Source organism: Marinobacterium lacunae (assembly GCF_000705555.1).
Lineage (GTDB): Bacteria > Pseudomonadota > Gammaproteobacteria > Pseudomonadales > Balneatricaceae > Marinobacterium_D > Marinobacterium_D lacunae.
Genome location: NZ_JMQN01000011.1, coordinates 254,261 through 269,323, shown reverse-complemented (window position 1 = coordinate 269,323; position 15,063 = coordinate 254,261). Strand labels below are relative to the sequence as shown.

15 protein-coding genes and 1 pseudogene are annotated in these 15,063 nt (G+C 55.3%); 4 read left to right on the top strand and 12 right to left on the bottom strand.

The genetic code is table 11. The features are described 5' to 3' along the window. Positions 1 to 1,767, bottom strand: coding sequence for a 1-acyl-sn-glycerol-3-phosphate acyltransferase (locus ADIMK_RS02360; RefSeq protein ID WP_036183010.1), 1,767 nt, complete (start codon positions 1,765 to 1,767; stop codon positions 1 to 3). 12 nt (positions 1,768 to 1,779) lie between these two features. Beyond that, a complete protein-coding gene (locus tag ADIMK_RS02355) occupies positions 1,780 to 1,977 on the bottom strand; it encodes a SlyX family protein (protein WP_036183008.1) in 198 nt (65 codons plus the stop codon). Positions 1,978 to 2,234: 257 nt separating this feature from the next. Between ADIMK_RS02355 and ADIMK_RS22340 the strand changes: the two genes are divergently transcribed. Then, positions 2,235 to 2,687: a cold-shock protein gene (locus ADIMK_RS22340; RefSeq protein ID WP_036183006.1), complete on the top strand. Its 453-nt coding sequence runs from the start codon at positions 2,235 to 2,237 to the stop codon at positions 2,685 to 2,687. Positions 2,688 to 2,735: 48 nt separating this feature from the next. On the opposite strand, the gene ADIMK_RS02345 is transcribed toward ADIMK_RS22340, so the two are convergent. Continuing rightward, entirely contained in the window at positions 2,736 to 3,671 is a 936-nt protein-coding gene (locus tag ADIMK_RS02345; protein ID WP_036183004.1) for a p-hydroxyphenylacetate 3-hydroxylase reductase component, read from the bottom strand. Between the two features lie 144 nt (positions 3,672 to 3,815). On the opposite strand from ADIMK_RS02345, the gene ADIMK_RS02340 reads away from it, so the two are divergent. Then, positions 3,816 to 4,550, top strand: coding sequence for a DUF3108 domain-containing protein (locus ADIMK_RS02340; RefSeq protein WP_036183002.1), 735 nt, complete (start codon positions 3,816 to 3,818; stop codon positions 4,548 to 4,550). A gap of 8 nt (positions 4,551 to 4,558) precedes the next feature. Here ADIMK_RS02340 and ADIMK_RS02335 read toward each other — a convergent pair whose 3' ends face one another. Then, the gene (locus ADIMK_RS02335; protein WP_036183000.1) at positions 4,559 to 5,185 is read right to left on the bottom strand and encodes a LysE/ArgO family amino acid transporter; all 627 of its coding nucleotides are present in this window, start codon (positions 5,183 to 5,185) and stop codon (positions 4,559 to 4,561) included. A gap of 128 nt (positions 5,186 to 5,313) precedes the next feature. Here ADIMK_RS02335 and ADIMK_RS02330 point away from each other — a divergent pair, with 128 nt between their 5' ends. Continuing rightward, positions 5,314 to 6,237 carry a LysR family transcriptional regulator ArgP gene (locus ADIMK_RS02330; protein ID WP_036182998.1) on the top strand — a complete coding sequence of 308 codons (924 nt, stop codon included), beginning with the start codon at positions 5,314 to 5,316 and terminating at the stop codon, positions 6,235 to 6,237. A gap of 7 nt (positions 6,238 to 6,244) precedes the next feature. Here the strand turns inward: ADIMK_RS02330 and ADIMK_RS02325 are convergent, their stop codons facing one another. From ADIMK_RS02325 to ADIMK_RS02295, 7 genes are all read right to left on the bottom strand, one after another. Next, positions 6,245 to 6,844, bottom strand: a complete 600-nt coding sequence (locus tag ADIMK_RS02325; protein ID WP_036182996.1) for a LysE family translocator — start codon at positions 6,842 to 6,844, stop codon at positions 6,245 to 6,247. A gap of 124 nt (positions 6,845 to 6,968) precedes the next feature. Further along, entirely contained in the window at positions 6,969 to 7,880 is a 912-nt protein-coding gene (locus tag ADIMK_RS02320) for a LysR family transcriptional regulator (protein WP_036182994.1), read from the bottom strand. A gap of 122 nt (positions 7,881 to 8,002) precedes the next feature. After that, positions 8,003 to 8,794: a sulfite exporter TauE/SafE family protein gene (locus ADIMK_RS02315; RefSeq protein WP_036183263.1), complete on the bottom strand. Its 792-nt coding sequence runs from the start codon at positions 8,792 to 8,794 to the stop codon at positions 8,003 to 8,005. A gap of 107 nt (positions 8,795 to 8,901) precedes the next feature. Beyond that, positions 8,902 to 10,143: a kynureninase gene (kynU, locus tag ADIMK_RS02310; RefSeq protein ID WP_036182992.1), complete on the bottom strand. Its 1,242-nt coding sequence runs from the start codon at positions 10,141 to 10,143 to the stop codon at positions 8,902 to 8,904. Positions 10,144 to 10,145: 2 nt separating this feature from the next. Further along, on the bottom strand, positions 10,146 to 10,772 hold the full coding sequence (kynB, locus tag ADIMK_RS02305) for an arylformamidase (protein ID WP_036182990.1): 627 nt from the start codon (positions 10,770 to 10,772) through the stop codon (positions 10,146 to 10,148). A gap of 10 nt (positions 10,773 to 10,782) precedes the next feature. After that, entirely contained in the window at positions 10,783 to 11,646 is an 864-nt protein-coding gene (kynA, locus tag ADIMK_RS02300; protein ID WP_036182988.1) for a tryptophan 2,3-dioxygenase, read from the bottom strand. Continuing rightward, on the bottom strand, positions 11,643 to 13,085 hold the full coding sequence (locus tag ADIMK_RS02295; RefSeq protein WP_036182985.1) for a M20 family metallopeptidase: 1,443 nt from the start codon (positions 13,083 to 13,085) through the stop codon (positions 11,643 to 11,645). Before ADIMK_RS02295 ends, kynA begins: the two co-directional genes overlap by 4 nt. Before the next feature lie 173 nt (positions 13,086 to 13,258). Here ADIMK_RS02295 and ADIMK_RS02290 point away from each other — a divergent pair, with 173 nt between their 5' ends. After that, positions 13,259 to 14,185 carry a LysR family transcriptional regulator gene (locus ADIMK_RS02290; protein ID WP_036182984.1) on the top strand — a complete coding sequence of 309 codons (927 nt, stop codon included), beginning with the start codon at positions 13,259 to 13,261 and terminating at the stop codon, positions 14,183 to 14,185. A gap of 137 nt (positions 14,186 to 14,322) precedes the next feature. Here the strand turns inward: ADIMK_RS02290 and ADIMK_RS02285 are convergent. Beyond that, positions 14,323 to 14,972, bottom strand: a pseudogene (locus ADIMK_RS02285) (IS5 family transposase); the annotation flags it as partial. Positions 14,973 to 15,063 lie beyond the last annotated feature (91 nt).

Below are 15,063 nucleotides of genomic sequence, written 5' to 3'. Positions count from 1 at the left end.
TCAATGCTGTCTCAGCCAGCGCTGAGCCTCCTTCAGCAGTACTGCCGGCAGTAGGCGCTGACCGATTCTGATGATCGGGGTGAGATCTCGTTGGCACCGGACAATCCCATCCTTTCTTTCGAGCAGTTGCTGCCTTTCCAACTGCTCAAGCAGGGGAGCCAGCTGTCGCTTGTCGCCGTAATCGGGTGAGGGGTGGCCGTACCATTGATGAATATGGCCCGAGAGCCTGCTGGTGAGCTCCAGCAGTTGGGATTCGTCAATCACGGACTGCTGTTCAAGCACCTTGATCAGCAGATACTGGCGCAGCAGTACCTGCTCGGCCAGTTGTATAAGCGTATTTGCCAGCGGATGTTCGGCAACGCGCAGATAAGGGTCCTGCACCTTCAGCAGATTCGCTTGAAGCAGTGCCTTTCTTAAAAAGCCCGCCACCGAATCTTCCAGCAAATACTCGGGAAGATGAAACTCGGCGTCCATGTAAGGCCGCAGCGCATGCAATAGACGGGTGACCGTCGACTTGCTTGGAGCGGGCAAACGGGCAGCGAGCAGTAACATCAGTCCCGGCAAGATCAGAGCATGGGTGAGGCCGTTGCGGTAGAAGCAGAGCCCCGCAACCTGTCGGTCGGTGAGAAGCAGTTTATCGCCGCTCAAGCTTATCTGGCCGCGTCGTTTCGCTTCGGTGATGATCCTGTCGGGCTCGGGATCGGTCTGGGGCATTGGAACGCCGAGTTGTTCGAGCAGGCTGGACAGGCTTGTCAGGCGATAGGCCATCTCGTTGCGGCTGATCGGCGTATCGGGCCGACTGGGCATCAGGCTGGCCAGCCTTGCCATCGGCGTGGAGACAGAGGCGGCATTGATGCGCCGCAAAGTGCTCATACCCGCAGCATCGGCCGAAATGTCGTCGCCGGGTGATAGCCTTAAAGGCTCGCCTATCGTCATATAGGCACCGCCACAACGCCGGAACAGGTTGGATGCCGATGCAATGACTCCGGCGAGGCTTTCCTGTTTCTTAGGCGCGCCTGCCAGCTCACGCATGTACTGACTGTTTTCCAGACAGAGGTCGTAGTTGATCGATATCGGCACCAGTGCCAGCGGCTTGCTACCGGTGTCCTGCCAAGCCTGCAACGTCATGCCGAGAAGACCGCGTCGGGCCGGAAGCAGACGTCCTGTGCGGCTGCGTCCGCCTTCAACAAAAAACTCAAACGCCTGACTGTCTTGCAGTAGTTGGCTCAGGTAGCGCTGGAACAGTTGTGTATAAAGCACATCATGCAGGAAGCTCCGACGCATGAACACGGCACCGGCCCGACGCAGGAGAGGGCCGACCAGCGGCAGATTCAGGTTATCGCCAGCGGCGACCTGAGGCAGCGATAGCCGGTCACGATAGAGTGCCCAGGATATGAGCAGGTAGTCGATATGGCTGCGGTGGTTGGGCAGGTAGATCAGCTGGTGAGTCTTACTCAGTGCATGCAGCTGACTCAGTCCGCGGGTTTCGATACGCGGGTAAAGGTGGCGGAGCAGAAGGCTGAATAGTGGGTAGAGGTTCTCGACTACCCGCGGCGACATATCGGCGCAGAGTGTGTTGAGATAGGTAAGTGCTTGCGCCTCGACCTGCAACAACGTTTCGCCACGCTCTGTGGCGCGCTGATGGATCAGTGCCTGAATGCCGGGGTCGGCCATCAGGCTGTGGATAAGGCGTTTTCGTCGAGAACTCTCGCCGCGCGCCTTTGCGCGCAGCATGGATTTAATGTTGCTCAGTAACGCGCCGGGCATAAATGATGGTGCTCAGTAGTGCGGAGGAGGTGCGTTATCATCAGGATCGATTCCCGCCTCCTTTATTTCAGAGTTCAGGATCTGGACCATCCGGGTCAGACGCTCGATATCGCGCTCTTGGCGCGCAACCACGTCGCTGAGCTTGTCGATGGCGTCCTCCTGGAATGCAACGCGGGTTTCCAGCTCCGCGATCTGCTCTTGTATTGACATCAGATCCTCCTGTGCATGTTCGTCGAGTTGGCCGGTTGGCGGCAGCGGCAAGCATAGACTGCTCACACGATACTGAACACCGTCGCTTGCGTTGGATGCTCCGTATAGACCCGTTCCGGCGTTTTTGGCTGTCCGTATAGTATAAGTTGTTGAAAAAATATGGCTAATACGTTATATCTCGTCGGTTAACTGCACACTGTGAAAGTGTAGTCATTTCACCTTTTTAACTTTACAAAAATAGAAGAGAAATCGAATAGATGAGTGGTATTCAGGTTTTTAAAAGTATTGTGCTTAGCGCCATCGCAGCTGTGGCGATCCCCTCGGTATTGTCACAGGTGGCTGGCGTCGACATCGCGCTGAACGCAGTCGTATTGGGTGTGACATTTGTAATTGTTCTGGCGGCTACGCTTATCTCCGCTCTGGGGCAATCATCTTCCAGCCCTTCGCGTTCCTCCTCCCGTCCGTATGCTGAATCTGAAGACGAAGAGTCCGAAAACGACGGCCGTGAAGAGGGTACGGTTAAATGGTTTAACGTATCGAAGGGGTTTGGTTTTATCACCCGCTCCAATGGCGATGACGTATTCGTTCACTTCCGCAATATTCGCGGTCGCGGCCATCGCTCACTGACCGAGGGTCAGCGTGTGCGCTTCAACGTGCATCAGAGCGACAAGGGGCTGCAGGCTGAGGACGTGTCTATCCTGCGCGGATAACATCTTCGGTTGAGAAAAAACGGGAGCGATGGCTCCCGTTTTTTTTGTTCAGGCGTTTTTGATCACCCGGTTCAGGATCTCCTTGAACTGCGCGATCTGTTCGCTGCTGAAATCGGCGAACACCTGACTCTGTTCCTGCTCCGACAGTGCCCAATACTCTCGGGCACGTTTACGGCCCTGCTCGGTTAAGCTGAACCCCGGCCCTACATCGCAGACCAGCCCTGCAGATTTCAGATTGTCCAGCGCTTCGCGAATTTCAGAACCCGGTAATGCCGAGTCCAGTGCCAGGGCGTTGGTGTCGGCACCAGGCCTTGAGCTGAGCAGAATCAGTAGCCGAGATTCACTGACACTGAGTCCGAGGGACTGCTGCTTGGGCAGGTAGGCGCTTTGGTAGGCGTTGACAGCCTGTAGCATCAGATAAAGCAGATTGTTGGCGAGGCGACCCTGAAGCGCTTCGTCCTCCGGTGTGCTCTCGGGACGCTGAGCAACTCTCGGGTGCGGGATGACCAGTGAGTACGCACCCTGATGATAGAGCAAAGGTGCGCGGCCAAAATCGTCGAACGCCAGCACCCGTCCAAGCAGTATCCAGTGATCGCCGGCATCTACTTCCTGGTGCAGTGCGCATTGAAAGCTGGCAGCGCACTGGTCAAGCAGAGGCGAGCCTCCCGCGCCGGTGCTGAACTCGACGCCGGCAAACTTGTCTTTCTGTGGACGGGCAAACTGGTTTGAAAGATCCAGCTGGTCGGCAGCCAGAACATTGATCGCGAAATGGCCGGCATCCCGAATGACATCCAGGCTATCGGCGGATCGTTTATCCAGGCTCCAGAGGATCAGTGGAGGGTCAAGCGAGACCGAATTGAAGCTGTTGACGGTGAGGCCTATGCGTTCGCCTTGAGTGTTTTGTGCCGTAACTACAGTAATGCCGGTCGCGAAGTTACCCAGTGCGCGGCGGAAGGCATGTGGGTCCAGAGATTGTTCACTCATCTACTCACTCCTGTACAGGGGCTGAGATCGAATTGAAATCTGTTGTTATCGACTTCTGTTTGTCTTCGACAGTTCGCCGTGTTTATTGAACAATAGCATCCAGAGTCGGGAAACACAGATGGCAAACGTCATGGAGGAAAGGTTGTGAAGTGTGCTGGCAAGTTTTTAAGTGCGGTGGCGGCAGCGCTGCTGGCGACCTCAGTATCTGCGCAGGCTGAGAGTGCGCGACAGGCCTGTGCCGAGGCGTTGTTACAGGATAGTGCGGGTGTTGATCTGTCCTATCGGGTCGACTGGAAGGGCTTATCGCTTGAGAGTACCCGACGGATTGAGCGATTGGATACGGGCGGCTGGCAAGCGCGTAACCTATCGAGCCTCCTGTTCATGGCGATTGAAGAGAACAGCCAGTTTGAGCTCAGGGATGGACTGATCCAAAGCCGGTCGTACAACTATCAGCGCAAGGGAATGAGCAAAAAGCAGAACCTCAAGCTGGAGTTTGCAGAAGGCTACGGTTATCGCGCGTTTTCACCCAAGGGCGACGGTCGTGTATCGCACCCGGCCCCGCTGTTCGATCTTTTGAATCACCAGGTTCAGCTTCGCATCGATCTCGCCTGTTCGGCTCCCCGAGATGAGTACGTGTATGACATCGCACGGCGCAGCCGCGTCAGTGAGTACCGTTACCGGCGCGTTGGAGAAGAGTCGGTGACGACGCCGGCCGGCACTTTCAATGCGTTACGTCTGGAGCGGGGGGATGTCGGCGATCGACTCGATCAGGTTTGGCTGGCGCCGAAGCTCGGTTACCTGATTGTCAAACTTGTGCATCAGGAAGATGATGAAACGGCGGAACTGGTGCTAACCAAAATGCCCGGTGGATCAGGCTGAGGCGTGCCTCAGCCGGAGATCAACAACGTCACTGCAATCGTCCACATCATGGCGCAGATCATGCCATCGAGAATGCGCCAGGACAGCGGGTTGCGAAACAGCGGTTCAAGCCAGCGGGCACCGACGCATAGGGCGGTAAACCAGATAGCCGAGAAGCTGATCGCACCAACCGCAAACCAGACGCGCAGATCCGGCTCGTATTGCCCGCCAATACTGCCAATTAGCACCACCGTATCAATATAGGCATGAGGATTGAGCAGTGTGACGGCCGCTGTGGTCAGCAGCGCTTTGCGCAGCGTGGCGGCATGCGTATCGCCGCTTTGCAGGCTGTTTTGACCAAAGGCGCGGCGGGCAGCGCCCAGACCGAACCAGAGCAGAAACAGACCGCCTCCCCAGCGCGACAGTGTCATTAGCAGGTCTGACTGACTGATCAATACGCCCAGTCCTGCCACGCCCAGCGTGATCAATATGCTGTCGAACAGGATGCAAAGCAGGGCGATCGGCCAATGGAACTGCCGCCGTAGACTCTGGGTCAGCAGAAAGGCGTTTTGCGCGCCTATGGCCATAATCAGCCCCGCCGAAGTTGCCAGCCCCTTGCCCCATGCAAGCCATTCGAGCGTCAATACCGGAAACATCACGCACTCCCGAGCGAAGTTAAACGCCTGTGCCGAACACAGGCCGTGTTGAAGACAGACGCGATATTGCGGTGAATGAGATTGTAAGTAAAACTAATGTTTTTAATATCTAATTAGTAAAACTTATTATGCTCGATATGCGACAACTGGCGGCCCTAAGTGCGGTCGTTGAAGAGGGGAGTTTCGACCGTGCCGCATCGCGGCTGCATGTGACGCAGTCGGCGGTATCCCAACGTATCAAACAGCTCGAAGAGCGCCTTGGGCAAACACTGGTGGTCCGCACCGTGCCGATACATGCAACCGAGGCCGGTCAGCAGGTGCTCAAGCACTTTCGCCAGATCAGCTTGCTTGAACAGGAGTTGATGGCAGGGTTGTCGCAACAGGATGAGCGTGGTTTCACCAAAGTGGCCATCGGTATCAATGCTGACAGTCTGGAGACCTGGTTTCCCGATGCCTTGTCTGCACTTGTGCAGCGTGAACGCCTGCTGATGGATCTCAAGGTGGACGATCAGGATGCAACGCAGCAGCTGCTGAAAGATGGGGAGGTGATCGGCTGTGTCACGTCAAGCCCAAAGGCGATGCCGGGCTGTATCTGCGTGCCGCTGGGGGTGATCCCCTATCGCTGTTTGGCCAGTCGTGACTATCTGAAACACTATTTCCCCGATGGGGTGACGGCGGAGGCCTTCCGGTGCGCGCCGGTGGCGGAGTTCAGTCACAAAGATCAGCTGCAGAACCGTTATCTGCAACAGTTTTTCGGCATTGGGCCTCATGAGTACCCGCGTCACCGCATACCTTCATCAACCGCGTTTTGCGACCTGATCGTACGCGGACTCGCCTGCGGTATGGTGCCGGAGCAGCAAGGGGCGGCGCTGATGGCAAGCGGGGTGCTTGAAGAGATGACGCCCGGCCGCTATCTGGCGGTACCGCTTTACTGGCATGTGTGGAACCTCGGCTCGACGCTGGTGAGACAATTGACCGATGAATTGGTGTCCGAGGCCGCGCGTCAGCTTGAACCCTTTGAGGCACACCCTCGGCTGACTCACCCGGGCTGATGGGCGCTCAGCCGAGACCCAGCTTGACGCCCAGTGCCACCATGGCGCCGCCGACGCAACGCTCCAGTGCAGTACGGATGCCGGTCAGACGACGCTGCACACCGGGACGGCTTAACAGTGTCAGTACCAGTGTGAACCAGGTCACCTCCGCTAACGCCGGGGTCGCCACGTAGAGCAGTTGTTCGGCCAGACTCTGCTCGGGTTTGATCACCTGGGTGAAGATCGCGATGAAGTAGATCAGTACCTTCGGGTTGAACAGACTGATCAACAAGCCACTGAGGAACGGGGCAGGTCCCGGGGTAAAGGTCGCTTTTTGAGGTGAAGGCGCGCCCCGCTTGAACAGTTGATGCATCCCGATCAGTAGCAGGTAGGCGGCACCGAACCAGCGCATGATCTCAAACAGCGAAGGGTGCTGTTGTATCAACGCGGTGATGCCCAGCAATGACAGCGTGCCGTGTATGAAAAGTGCGCAGGCAAGGCCTAAAACGGTCAGAATGCCATCCCGGCGTGAACCGTTGAGGGTGTTTCGAAGGACGATCGCCAGATTTGCACCGGGTACCATGGCGCCCCCTACCGTAATGCCCAGAAACAGCAACCACTCCAGCATCTGTTAGCCTCACTTGTCTGATCGGTAAATAAAAATATGTGATGGCTGATAGTCTATGTACGCCCTTAGCGGCTGGCTAATCGTCTGTACTAATATGGGTTATCAGTTTTTGTTATGACGTAAGTCAGTGGGAGAAGGGGGAGTCGTATACCGCATCGAAAAGCCGCTGCCGTAAAAAACGGTGGGCTGGGTCGTGCTGCTGGCGGCGGTGCCACAGCAGATAGTAGCGAAGCGGTTCGACCTTAAAGGGCAGGGGGCGGGGTTCGAGGTCAAATCGGGAGGCCAGCGAGTTGGCCATGTGAGCAGGCAGTGTCAGCAGCAGGTCGCTACGCGCGGTAAAGGCCAGTGCCGCTTGAATGAACGGTACGCTGACGCGTATGGAGCGGTGCAGGCCTTGCAGGTGCAGGGCATCATCCACCGCCCTGTTCTTGTCACCGCCGCCGCTGATGCTGATATGGCCTGAATCAATGTAGGCCTGGGTATCCAGTGTGGCTGAGGCGAGGGGGTGGTCGCGACGCATCAGGCACACATAATGATCCTGACCCGCTTCCCGACCATGAATATCGTCGGGAGCCTCATCAAGCACGCAGGCAGCCATGTCGAGTCGGCCTTCGCGAAGGTCGGCCAGCATGCCCGGCTCCCAAAGGCGGAAGTGCAGGCGCAGGCCCGGCACCTCTTCGCTCAGGTTACCGACAATAGGTGGCAGTATATGTTCGGCGATGTAGTCGGTAATGGCGATGTTGAATCGACCGTTGAACTGCTCAGCATTAAAGTGACCGGGGGTGAAGAACGCCTCCAGGTTCTGCAGAACCGGCGGGAGTTGGCGCTGCAACTCCTCTGCTCTTGGTGTCAGATGCATCTGGTTACCGACGCGGACCAGCAATGGGTCGTCAAACTGTTCACGCAGTTGGGCAAGGCTGCGGCTGAGCGCAGGCTGCGTCAAACTGAGCGCCTGCGCGGCTGCGCTGACACTGCGTTTCTCCAGCAGTTGATGCAATACGCAGAGCAGGTTCAGGTTGATGCGTGACAGATCCATCAGGTCAAATCGGCGTGAAGGCTTTTGATGGTCAGAAGTATAACGCGAGATTGAAATGATGTGTCGGAAAGCCTCAGCCCATCGCCGATGCGTGTCATTTCGGCTTTCCATATTGTGGCTTGCTACAGAAGAAAATTCAGGCCTACCGTTAATAGCAGTAACGCGAATAGTCGTTTAAGCAGCCTTGGATCAAGTTTATGAGCCAGCCTAGCGCCCGCTCGGGCCGATAGCATGCTGGTGCAGACTATCCCAATGAGCGCAGGAATATAGACAAAACCGATACTCCATTGCGGAAGGCTCGCATCGCCCAGGCCGACCCAGATGAATGAGGCCGAGGCTGATATTGAGATCGGTAAGCCCGCCGCGGCCGAGGTCGCCACGGCTTCTTTCATGCTGATACCTTTCCAATGAAGGTAAGGGACGGTGAGTGAGCCGCCGCCGATACCGAAGATCGCCGATGCCCATCCGATCACGCCACCCGCTAACGAGAGGGAATATCGGTTTGGGCTCTGCGTCTGGTCTGTGCTGCGGGGCTTGAGTTCAAATGCCATTTGGCAGGCCATCAGTATAGCGAAGATGCCGATTATTTTCTGCAGCAACGGTCCGGTTATCATGGATGCTGTTACAGCCCCGGCGGCGCTGCCGGCGATGATACCTAGCGTCATCCACGTCACCAGTTTCCACCTGACAGCACCATGACGGTGATGGGCCAGAACCGAATTAATAGACGTGAACACGATGGTCGCCAGTGATGTACCGACTGCCAGATGGGTCAAAATATCGGGCGGCAGACCCTGAAGGGTAAAGGTGTATATGAGTACCGGGACGATAACCAGACCGCCGCCAATGCCAAACAAGCCGGACAGAAGACCGGATAACAACCCAAGGGCTGCGAAAGTTACAAATGGTGTCATCGTCATGCGCTTATGTTGCCAATTAAATATAGACGCTCAGGGAAACAGTGCGGCGACTGTAAAAGCCGCCGCCAAAGCAGAGCTGCCTTGGTAATGCCGAGTCGCGCTCAGGTCACCGCTGTGATCTTCTTGAACTCAGGACGGTCCCACTCTGCGATCTCCATGATCTGAGCCAGAGCATCAATACAGTTCCAGATATCGATGTAGCGAACGTACAGCGGGGTAAATCCGAATCGCATGATGTCGGGAGCCCTGAAGTCGCCGACGATATTGCGCTTGATCAGTGCCTGCATGATGGCGAAGCCATGCTCATGTGTCAGCGATACTTGGCTGCCGCGCTCTGCGGGACGTTTTGATGTGGCCAGACCAAAACCGTGGTCAGCCAGGCGCTGTTCAACCAGGGCGATGAACAGTTCGCTCATCTTCAAAGACTTCTCACGAATACGCCCCATATCCGCAGCGGCCATGATATCGACACCCACCTCCAGCAGGCTAGCACCGACAACAGGTGTAGTTCCGCACAGGGTACGCTCGATACCGGGCGCCGGTTCATAGGTATCGCTCATGGCAAAGGCGTTGGCGTGGCCGAACCAACCGGAGAGCGGCTGCTCCAACTCGGCCTGGTGCCGCTGCGCAACAAATAGGAAGCCGGGCGCACCAGGGCCGCCATTGAGGTACTTGTAGCCACAGCCGATAGCAAAGTCAGCCTCGACGTTGTTCAGTGCCACCGGCACCGCCCCCGTGCTATGACTCAGATCCCAAAGTATCAGCGCGCCCTTTTCGTGGGCTTTGCGGGTAATCTCAGCCATGTTGAACATGGCACCACTCTTGTAGTGAACATGGGTCAGTACGACAAGAGCAGTGTCGTCATCGATTGCATCGAGAATTTCCTGACGGGGCTGGGTATGCAGATGTACCTTGCCGTCCATGAATCGCTCTAGACCCTGGAGAATATAGAGGTCTGTCGGAAAGTTGCCAGGCTCGGACAGAATCTTGTGGCGATTTGGACGCAGTCTGAGGGCCGCCGCGGCAAGCTTGAACAGATTGACAGAGGTGGAATCCGCGACGATCACCTCCCCTGGCGCAGCGCCGACGATGCCGGCGATCTTGTCGCCTACACGGCGTGGCAGGTGAATCCAGTCGGCGGTGTTCCAGCTGCGTATCAGCCCCTGCCCCCACTCCTGCTCAACCACTTTCCTGGCTTTTTCCTTGCTGGCTTTGGGCATTACACCCAGCGAATTGCCATTGAGGTAGATATGCTCTTCGGGCAGCTCGAATTCCTCTCGAAACTGCGCAAGCGGATCTTGGCGATCCAGTTCTATAAAATGGTCTTTGTTAAGCAATGTCATTTTCAGATACTCCTGAGCAGGGCGCGCACGGGCGAAGCGTCAAGCTGTTTCAGTTTCAGCGGCGGTGCAATCAGTTCGTAGTTGCCTGGGGGGACTCCATCGAGCACCAATCCTTCGAGGATGGCTAGGCTGCAACGATGAGCCGCATGGTGCGCATCCAAAGTTTTTGAGGTTTGTGGATCTAGCGATGGACTGTCGATACCGATCAGTCTGGCACCGCGGGAGGCGATCAGATCGATTGTAGCCGGGGCTACAGACGTGAATTTCTCGACCCAATGATCGTGAGGAAAGGCTGCATAGGTTCGCAGCAGAACTCGCTCCACCCGGTTGGGCAACTGATCGGCAATGTCCTCAGGCTCTACCTGACCTTTTGCACAGATCGCATCAATGAGCACACAAGGTCCGATATAGATATCGAGATCGACGTCCGCTATTGCTAGACCCATTGGGTCGTAGTGAAGGGGTGCATCGGCGTGGGTGCCCGAATGGGTCGAAAGCTGGAACTGGCCGACATTCACCGGGCAGTCGCTGTCCAGTACCCACTTGGCGTTGGTCTCGAACGTGCTATCGCCTGGCCAGACCGGCAGGCCGGGGCGCAGTAGTTGAGAAATATCCCAGATTTTACTCATGCATGGACCCTCAGATGGAGGTTCTCACCGACCAAAGCTCGGGGAAGAATTGAAGGTCTAGGGCTTTGACCAGGTAGTTGACGCCCGCAGTGCCGCCTGTACCCTGACGGTAGCCGATGATGCGCTCAACGGTTTTCATGTGGCTGAATCGCCAGCGCTGGAAATTGAACTCCATATCAACCAGCTTTTCAGCGAGCTCATACAGATCCCAGTAATCACCCGTATTGCGGTAGATCGCCGACCAGGCTTTTTCGATCTCTGGGCTGGCGCTGTATGGCTGAGCCCAGTCGCGCTGCAGATGACTATCGGGAATCGAGAAGCCACGCTTACTCAGTAACTGCAGGGTGAGGTCATAGAGGCTGGGTGCATTCAAAACCGTTTGCAGATGGTTGTAGTGATGCGGGTGTGCTCTGTGTGCCTCGATCATTTTGGCGTTCTTATTGCCAAGCAGAAACTCAAGCTCACGATATTGGTATGACTGAAAGCCGGAGCTTTGTCCCAATTTATCGCGGAAGCTAGCGTAGTCCGATGGCGTCATGGTGACCAACACTTCCCAGGCTTGAATCAGCTGTTCCTGAATGCGAGCGACGCGGCTCAGCATTTTGAACGCCGGGCGCAGATTGTCCTGCTGAATATGCTTGGCAGCACCATAGGCCTCATGCAGGCAAAGCTTCATCCACAACTCAGATGCCTGATGGATCACGATGAAGAGCATCTCATCGTGCTCACCGGAGACCGGATTTTGGCACTCCAGCAATGGGTCAAGTGTTAGGTACTGGCCATAGCTCATCTCCTGGTCCCAATGCACATTCTCGTTGTCGAGATCGACCTGAGCCGCTTTGATATTCGTTGAACTGTATGGGCAATTCGTCATGGTTTACTGCTCGCTGACTGTGTTGAGTGGGTTAGCTGCGTATGTGCACTAGGCTCGCCGAGATCCCAAAAAATCCCGGTGGCAATTTTCAGCCCTTGAGAAACGACCTCCTCGAGCAGGTGTTCCCCCGGTGCATGTTGGTCGCAGGATGGGTAAGAGTGCGGCAGCCATACCGTGGGCAGGCCCAATACATCGGCAAAACAGTGGTTGGGAATGGTGCCGCCAAGATTAGGTAGGACACTGATCGGCTGTTCGAGGGAGCGTTGTGCTGACTGTTCTACGAATCCGACCCAGGGGTGTGTGGGATCGAGTCGAGTGGCATCGTAACCACCTTCGGATTTGATCTCGATCGCCTCGAACCCGCGGTCGTCCAAGTGCTCGCGCAGTTTGGTCTCGACCGATTTCCAATCGGTACCCCGAACAAAACGCAACTGGCAGATTGCTTCAGCTTTTTCCGGGATGGCTCCGACGGGTTTGTCGGTGCGTCCTGAGCTTAGACCGACGATCTCGAGGGTATTGTTGCCATACAAGCGCTCGGCGATGGTCAAGCCGGGCTGCCCCCAGTTGGGATTCAGCTCGGGGTCAAACGTTTCCCCTCCAACCGGCAGGTCGCGTATCAGCATCGAAACATGCTGGGGCAACGCCGGTGCTTTCAAAAAATCGGCCTGCAACTCACCACTGCTGGAAACAAGCGTTGCCAGAGCATGGCTGAGCACTATCGCAGGATTAGTAATGATGCCACCCCAGTTACCCGAGTGTCGTACCCCGTTGCCTGTATTCAGAATCAGCCGGAACTGGCATACCCCCCTGGAGCCCAGAAAAATGGTTGGCAGGTCGTGACGAATGCGAGGGCCATCCGATGCCAGAAACAGGTCTGCTTTGAGCTCGTCGGCATACAGGCGGCAGGTTTCCTCAAGACCGGGAGAGCCCACTTCCTCGCTCATCTCAAACAGAATCTTGATGTTATAACCGAGTTTGCCGTCCCTCGCTTTCAATACGGCTGCGAGAGCGGTCAGGTTAATACTGTGCTGGCCTTTATTGTCGGCAGTGCCGCGCCCGTACCAACGTCCGTTGCGTGGCGTCAGTTCCCATGGGGATAGATTATCAGGCCACAGTTCTTCCTGGCCCTCAGTCACGTCGCCGTGACCATAGGTGAGTAAAGTGAGTAATGCGGGATCTTCGATTCGTTCCCCGATTAATAGTGGCGGCTTACCGGGTTTAGGATTTTCTAGTATGCGAGTCCTAAAACCCAATGTATGAAGTAATGGGGTGATTTCAATATCTAAATAGCGATCTATATCTGCTCTGCAATTCGGATCTTGGCTAACTGTACGGTACTGTATGCGTTTTGAAAGGGAATCAAAAAAAATGCCTGAAGACAAAGAGCTTGTCGCTAATTGTATTGCCAAATCGCGGCTGGTTTTTGCTTCTGTCGTCATAAAAAGTCCAGCAGGAGAGATAAGTTAAACGTCATAGTGAATATGACTTAAGATTAAGGTTTCTATTGATTTGCAACAATAATTAATATATCAATGATAGTTTCTAAATATTAGAAACCTGAGCGAACGCTCATGGGCGCATGCCCAGACCGGTGACAGATCAGCGAGGGAGTATGAAAGAGCTAAACCTGCGTTTCTTTCAAAGTGTTGCCACGACAGGCACTCTCTCGGCTGCGGCAGAAGAGTTGCATGTGGCGGTTTCAGCGGTAAGTCGCCAGATCAGTAACTTGGAAAGCCAGTTGGGACTTAAGCTGTTCGAGCGGCGCCCGCGGGGGATGTCGTTAACCGAAGCTGGTGAAGTGCTGCTGGCCTATGCTCTGCGCAATCAGTTGGAAGTTAATGAGGTCCTCTCAAAAATGCGGGGGATAGACGCTCTCCAGCAGCACCGTATCCGGGTCGCGTGCCCAGACGGCCTAGGATGGCATTTTTTACCGAGTGTGATCGGGGAGTTTAGAAGTTTTCATCCGGGCGTTAAATTCGATCTGCAGGTTGTGGATTCTGCGCGTGCTTCCGAACTGGTCAAGGAGGGCGCTGCAGATATCGCAATCACATTCAGTTTGGCGCCAATGATTGGTGTGGAGGTTGTTGCCAACCACGCGGGTGCCATTTGTGCACTTATGCCGTCTGCTCATCCTCTTGCAAGTCGCAGTCAGCTCAGCGTCACGGATCTTAAAGGTTATCCCTTGGCGCTGCCGCTAAACGGGACAACCATGCGTTACCTTTTTGATATTGCCTGTAATGTAGCAGGCATCACTGTAGTACCCGACTTTTCATGTGACTCGCTAGGCGCTATCTATGCCATGGTGAGGAAAGATAACGCCATGGTCACGCTGTGTGGAGCGGCATCCGTTCGAGATCAGGCGGATATTGACAGTATGGTGCTGATACCGATGAGCGATGCGCAATTAAGGCAGCGTAGCTTACAGATACAGGTGATGGCTGGACGGAGGCTGCCGCAGATTATTCAGTATTTTGTGCACTTTCTGGAGGAACAGCTGCTAAGGGCAGAGGCGCCAGATGTTCGTGATAACTCTTTTTAGCCAGAGTTTTGCTAGTAATCCTGTGATTAAGTTCGCGATACCGGGCTGATCCTCTATCCTTATCTGAGCAGCCCCTTCAGTAGCGCGGATTTACCTATATTAGATTGGTCAGAACTGCCCTTTAAGGCAGTCCAGACGGAGTAACCCTGTGCTCTCAACATCTGATCCACACGGACAATGTTGGCCAGCGCAAATAGCATAGCCAGCTTGCCGTCGTTTTTCGTCAGGCCGCGATAACGTGCTTTTACAAAGCCAAACTGGCACTTGATGATCCGAAGGGATGCTCCACTTTTGCCCGCACACTGGCCTTCAGATATTCGGTACGGATTCTGACTTTGTTGATGCGGGGATGCTTTTTCAGAGCTCGGAGCGTCCCCGGTCTTTCTGCGATGTGCCAATCAGCTCGAACATGCTTCAACTCATCCCGTTTTTCCGCGCCAGGGTATCCCGTGTCCGCGAAGATGAAGGCCTCATCACCATGCAGTACATAACCGGCCTGATTAAGATCGTGCTCATGAGCCGCTGTCGTCGTGAAACTGTGAGTGACTCCGGTTCGCGCATCAACACCGATATGTGCCTTCATTCCAAAGTGCCATTCATTCCCTTTCTTGGTCTGATGCATCTCCGGATCACGCTCACCGGCTTTGTTTTTGGTCGAACTCGGAGCCTCAATAATGGTGGCATCAATCAGCGAGCCCTCTTTGAGCAGGACGCCGGCTTCCGGCAGCCACTGGTTGACAGCTTCAAAAATCTGGCGAGCTAAACCGTGCTGTCCCAGCAGGTGCTGATCCATCCGAACATCCTCAATGTGTTTGTGCCGGGGATTGTCTCATGCGGAGGACTTGTTCACAGCTTCCCTAGTGGAGAATGAGCTATTT

What these genes read in the sequence shown, in the direction of transcription:
- kynA (WP_036182988.1), bottom strand. Translation starts at nt 11,646, where the DNA reads ATGACGAATTGCCCATACAGTTCAACGAATATCAAAGCGGCTCAGGTC.
- ADIMK_RS02330 (WP_036182998.1), top strand. Translation starts at nt 5,314, where the DNA reads ATGCTCGATATGCGACAACTGGCGGCCCTAAGTGCGGTCGTTGAAGAG.
- ADIMK_RS02320 (WP_036182994.1), bottom strand. Translation starts at nt 7,880, where the DNA reads ATGGATCTGTCACGCATCAACCTGAACCTGCTCTGCGTATTGCATCAA.
- kynU (WP_036182992.1), bottom strand. Translation starts at nt 10,143, where the DNA reads ATGACATTGCTTAACAAAGACCATTTTATAGAACTGGATCGCCAAGAT.
- kynB (WP_036182990.1), bottom strand. Translation starts at nt 10,772, where the DNA reads ATGAGTAAAATCTGGGATATTTCTCAACTACTGCGCCCCGGCCTGCCG.
- ADIMK_RS02335 (WP_036183000.1), bottom strand. Translation starts at nt 5,185, where the DNA reads ATGTTTCCGGTATTGACGCTCGAATGGCTTGCATGGGGCAAGGGGCTG.
- ADIMK_RS02355 (WP_036183008.1), bottom strand. Translation starts at nt 1,977, where the DNA reads ATGTCAATACAAGAGCAGATCGCGGAGCTGGAAACCCGCGTTGCATTC.
- ADIMK_RS02360 (WP_036183010.1), bottom strand. Translation starts at nt 1,767, where the DNA reads ATGCCCGGCGCGTTACTGAGCAACATTAAATCCATGCTGCGCGCAAAG.
- ADIMK_RS02290 (WP_036182984.1), top strand. Translation starts at nt 13,259, where the DNA reads ATGAAAGAGCTAAACCTGCGTTTCTTTCAAAGTGTTGCCACGACAGGC.
- ADIMK_RS02345 (WP_036183004.1), bottom strand. Translation starts at nt 3,671, where the DNA reads ATGAGTGAACAATCTCTGGACCCACATGCCTTCCGCCGCGCACTGGGT.
- ADIMK_RS02295 (WP_036182985.1), bottom strand. Translation starts at nt 13,085, where the DNA reads ATGACGACAGAAGCAAAAACCAGCCGCGATTTGGCAATACAATTAGCG.
- ADIMK_RS22340 (WP_036183006.1), top strand. Translation starts at nt 2,235, where the DNA reads ATGAGTGGTATTCAGGTTTTTAAAAGTATTGTGCTTAGCGCCATCGCA.
- ADIMK_RS02325 (WP_036182996.1), bottom strand. Translation starts at nt 6,844, where the DNA reads ATGCTGGAGTGGTTGCTGTTTCTGGGCATTACGGTAGGGGGCGCCATG.
- ADIMK_RS02315 (WP_036183263.1), bottom strand. Translation starts at nt 8,794, where the DNA reads ATGACACCATTTGTAACTTTCGCAGCCCTTGGGTTGTTATCCGGTCTT.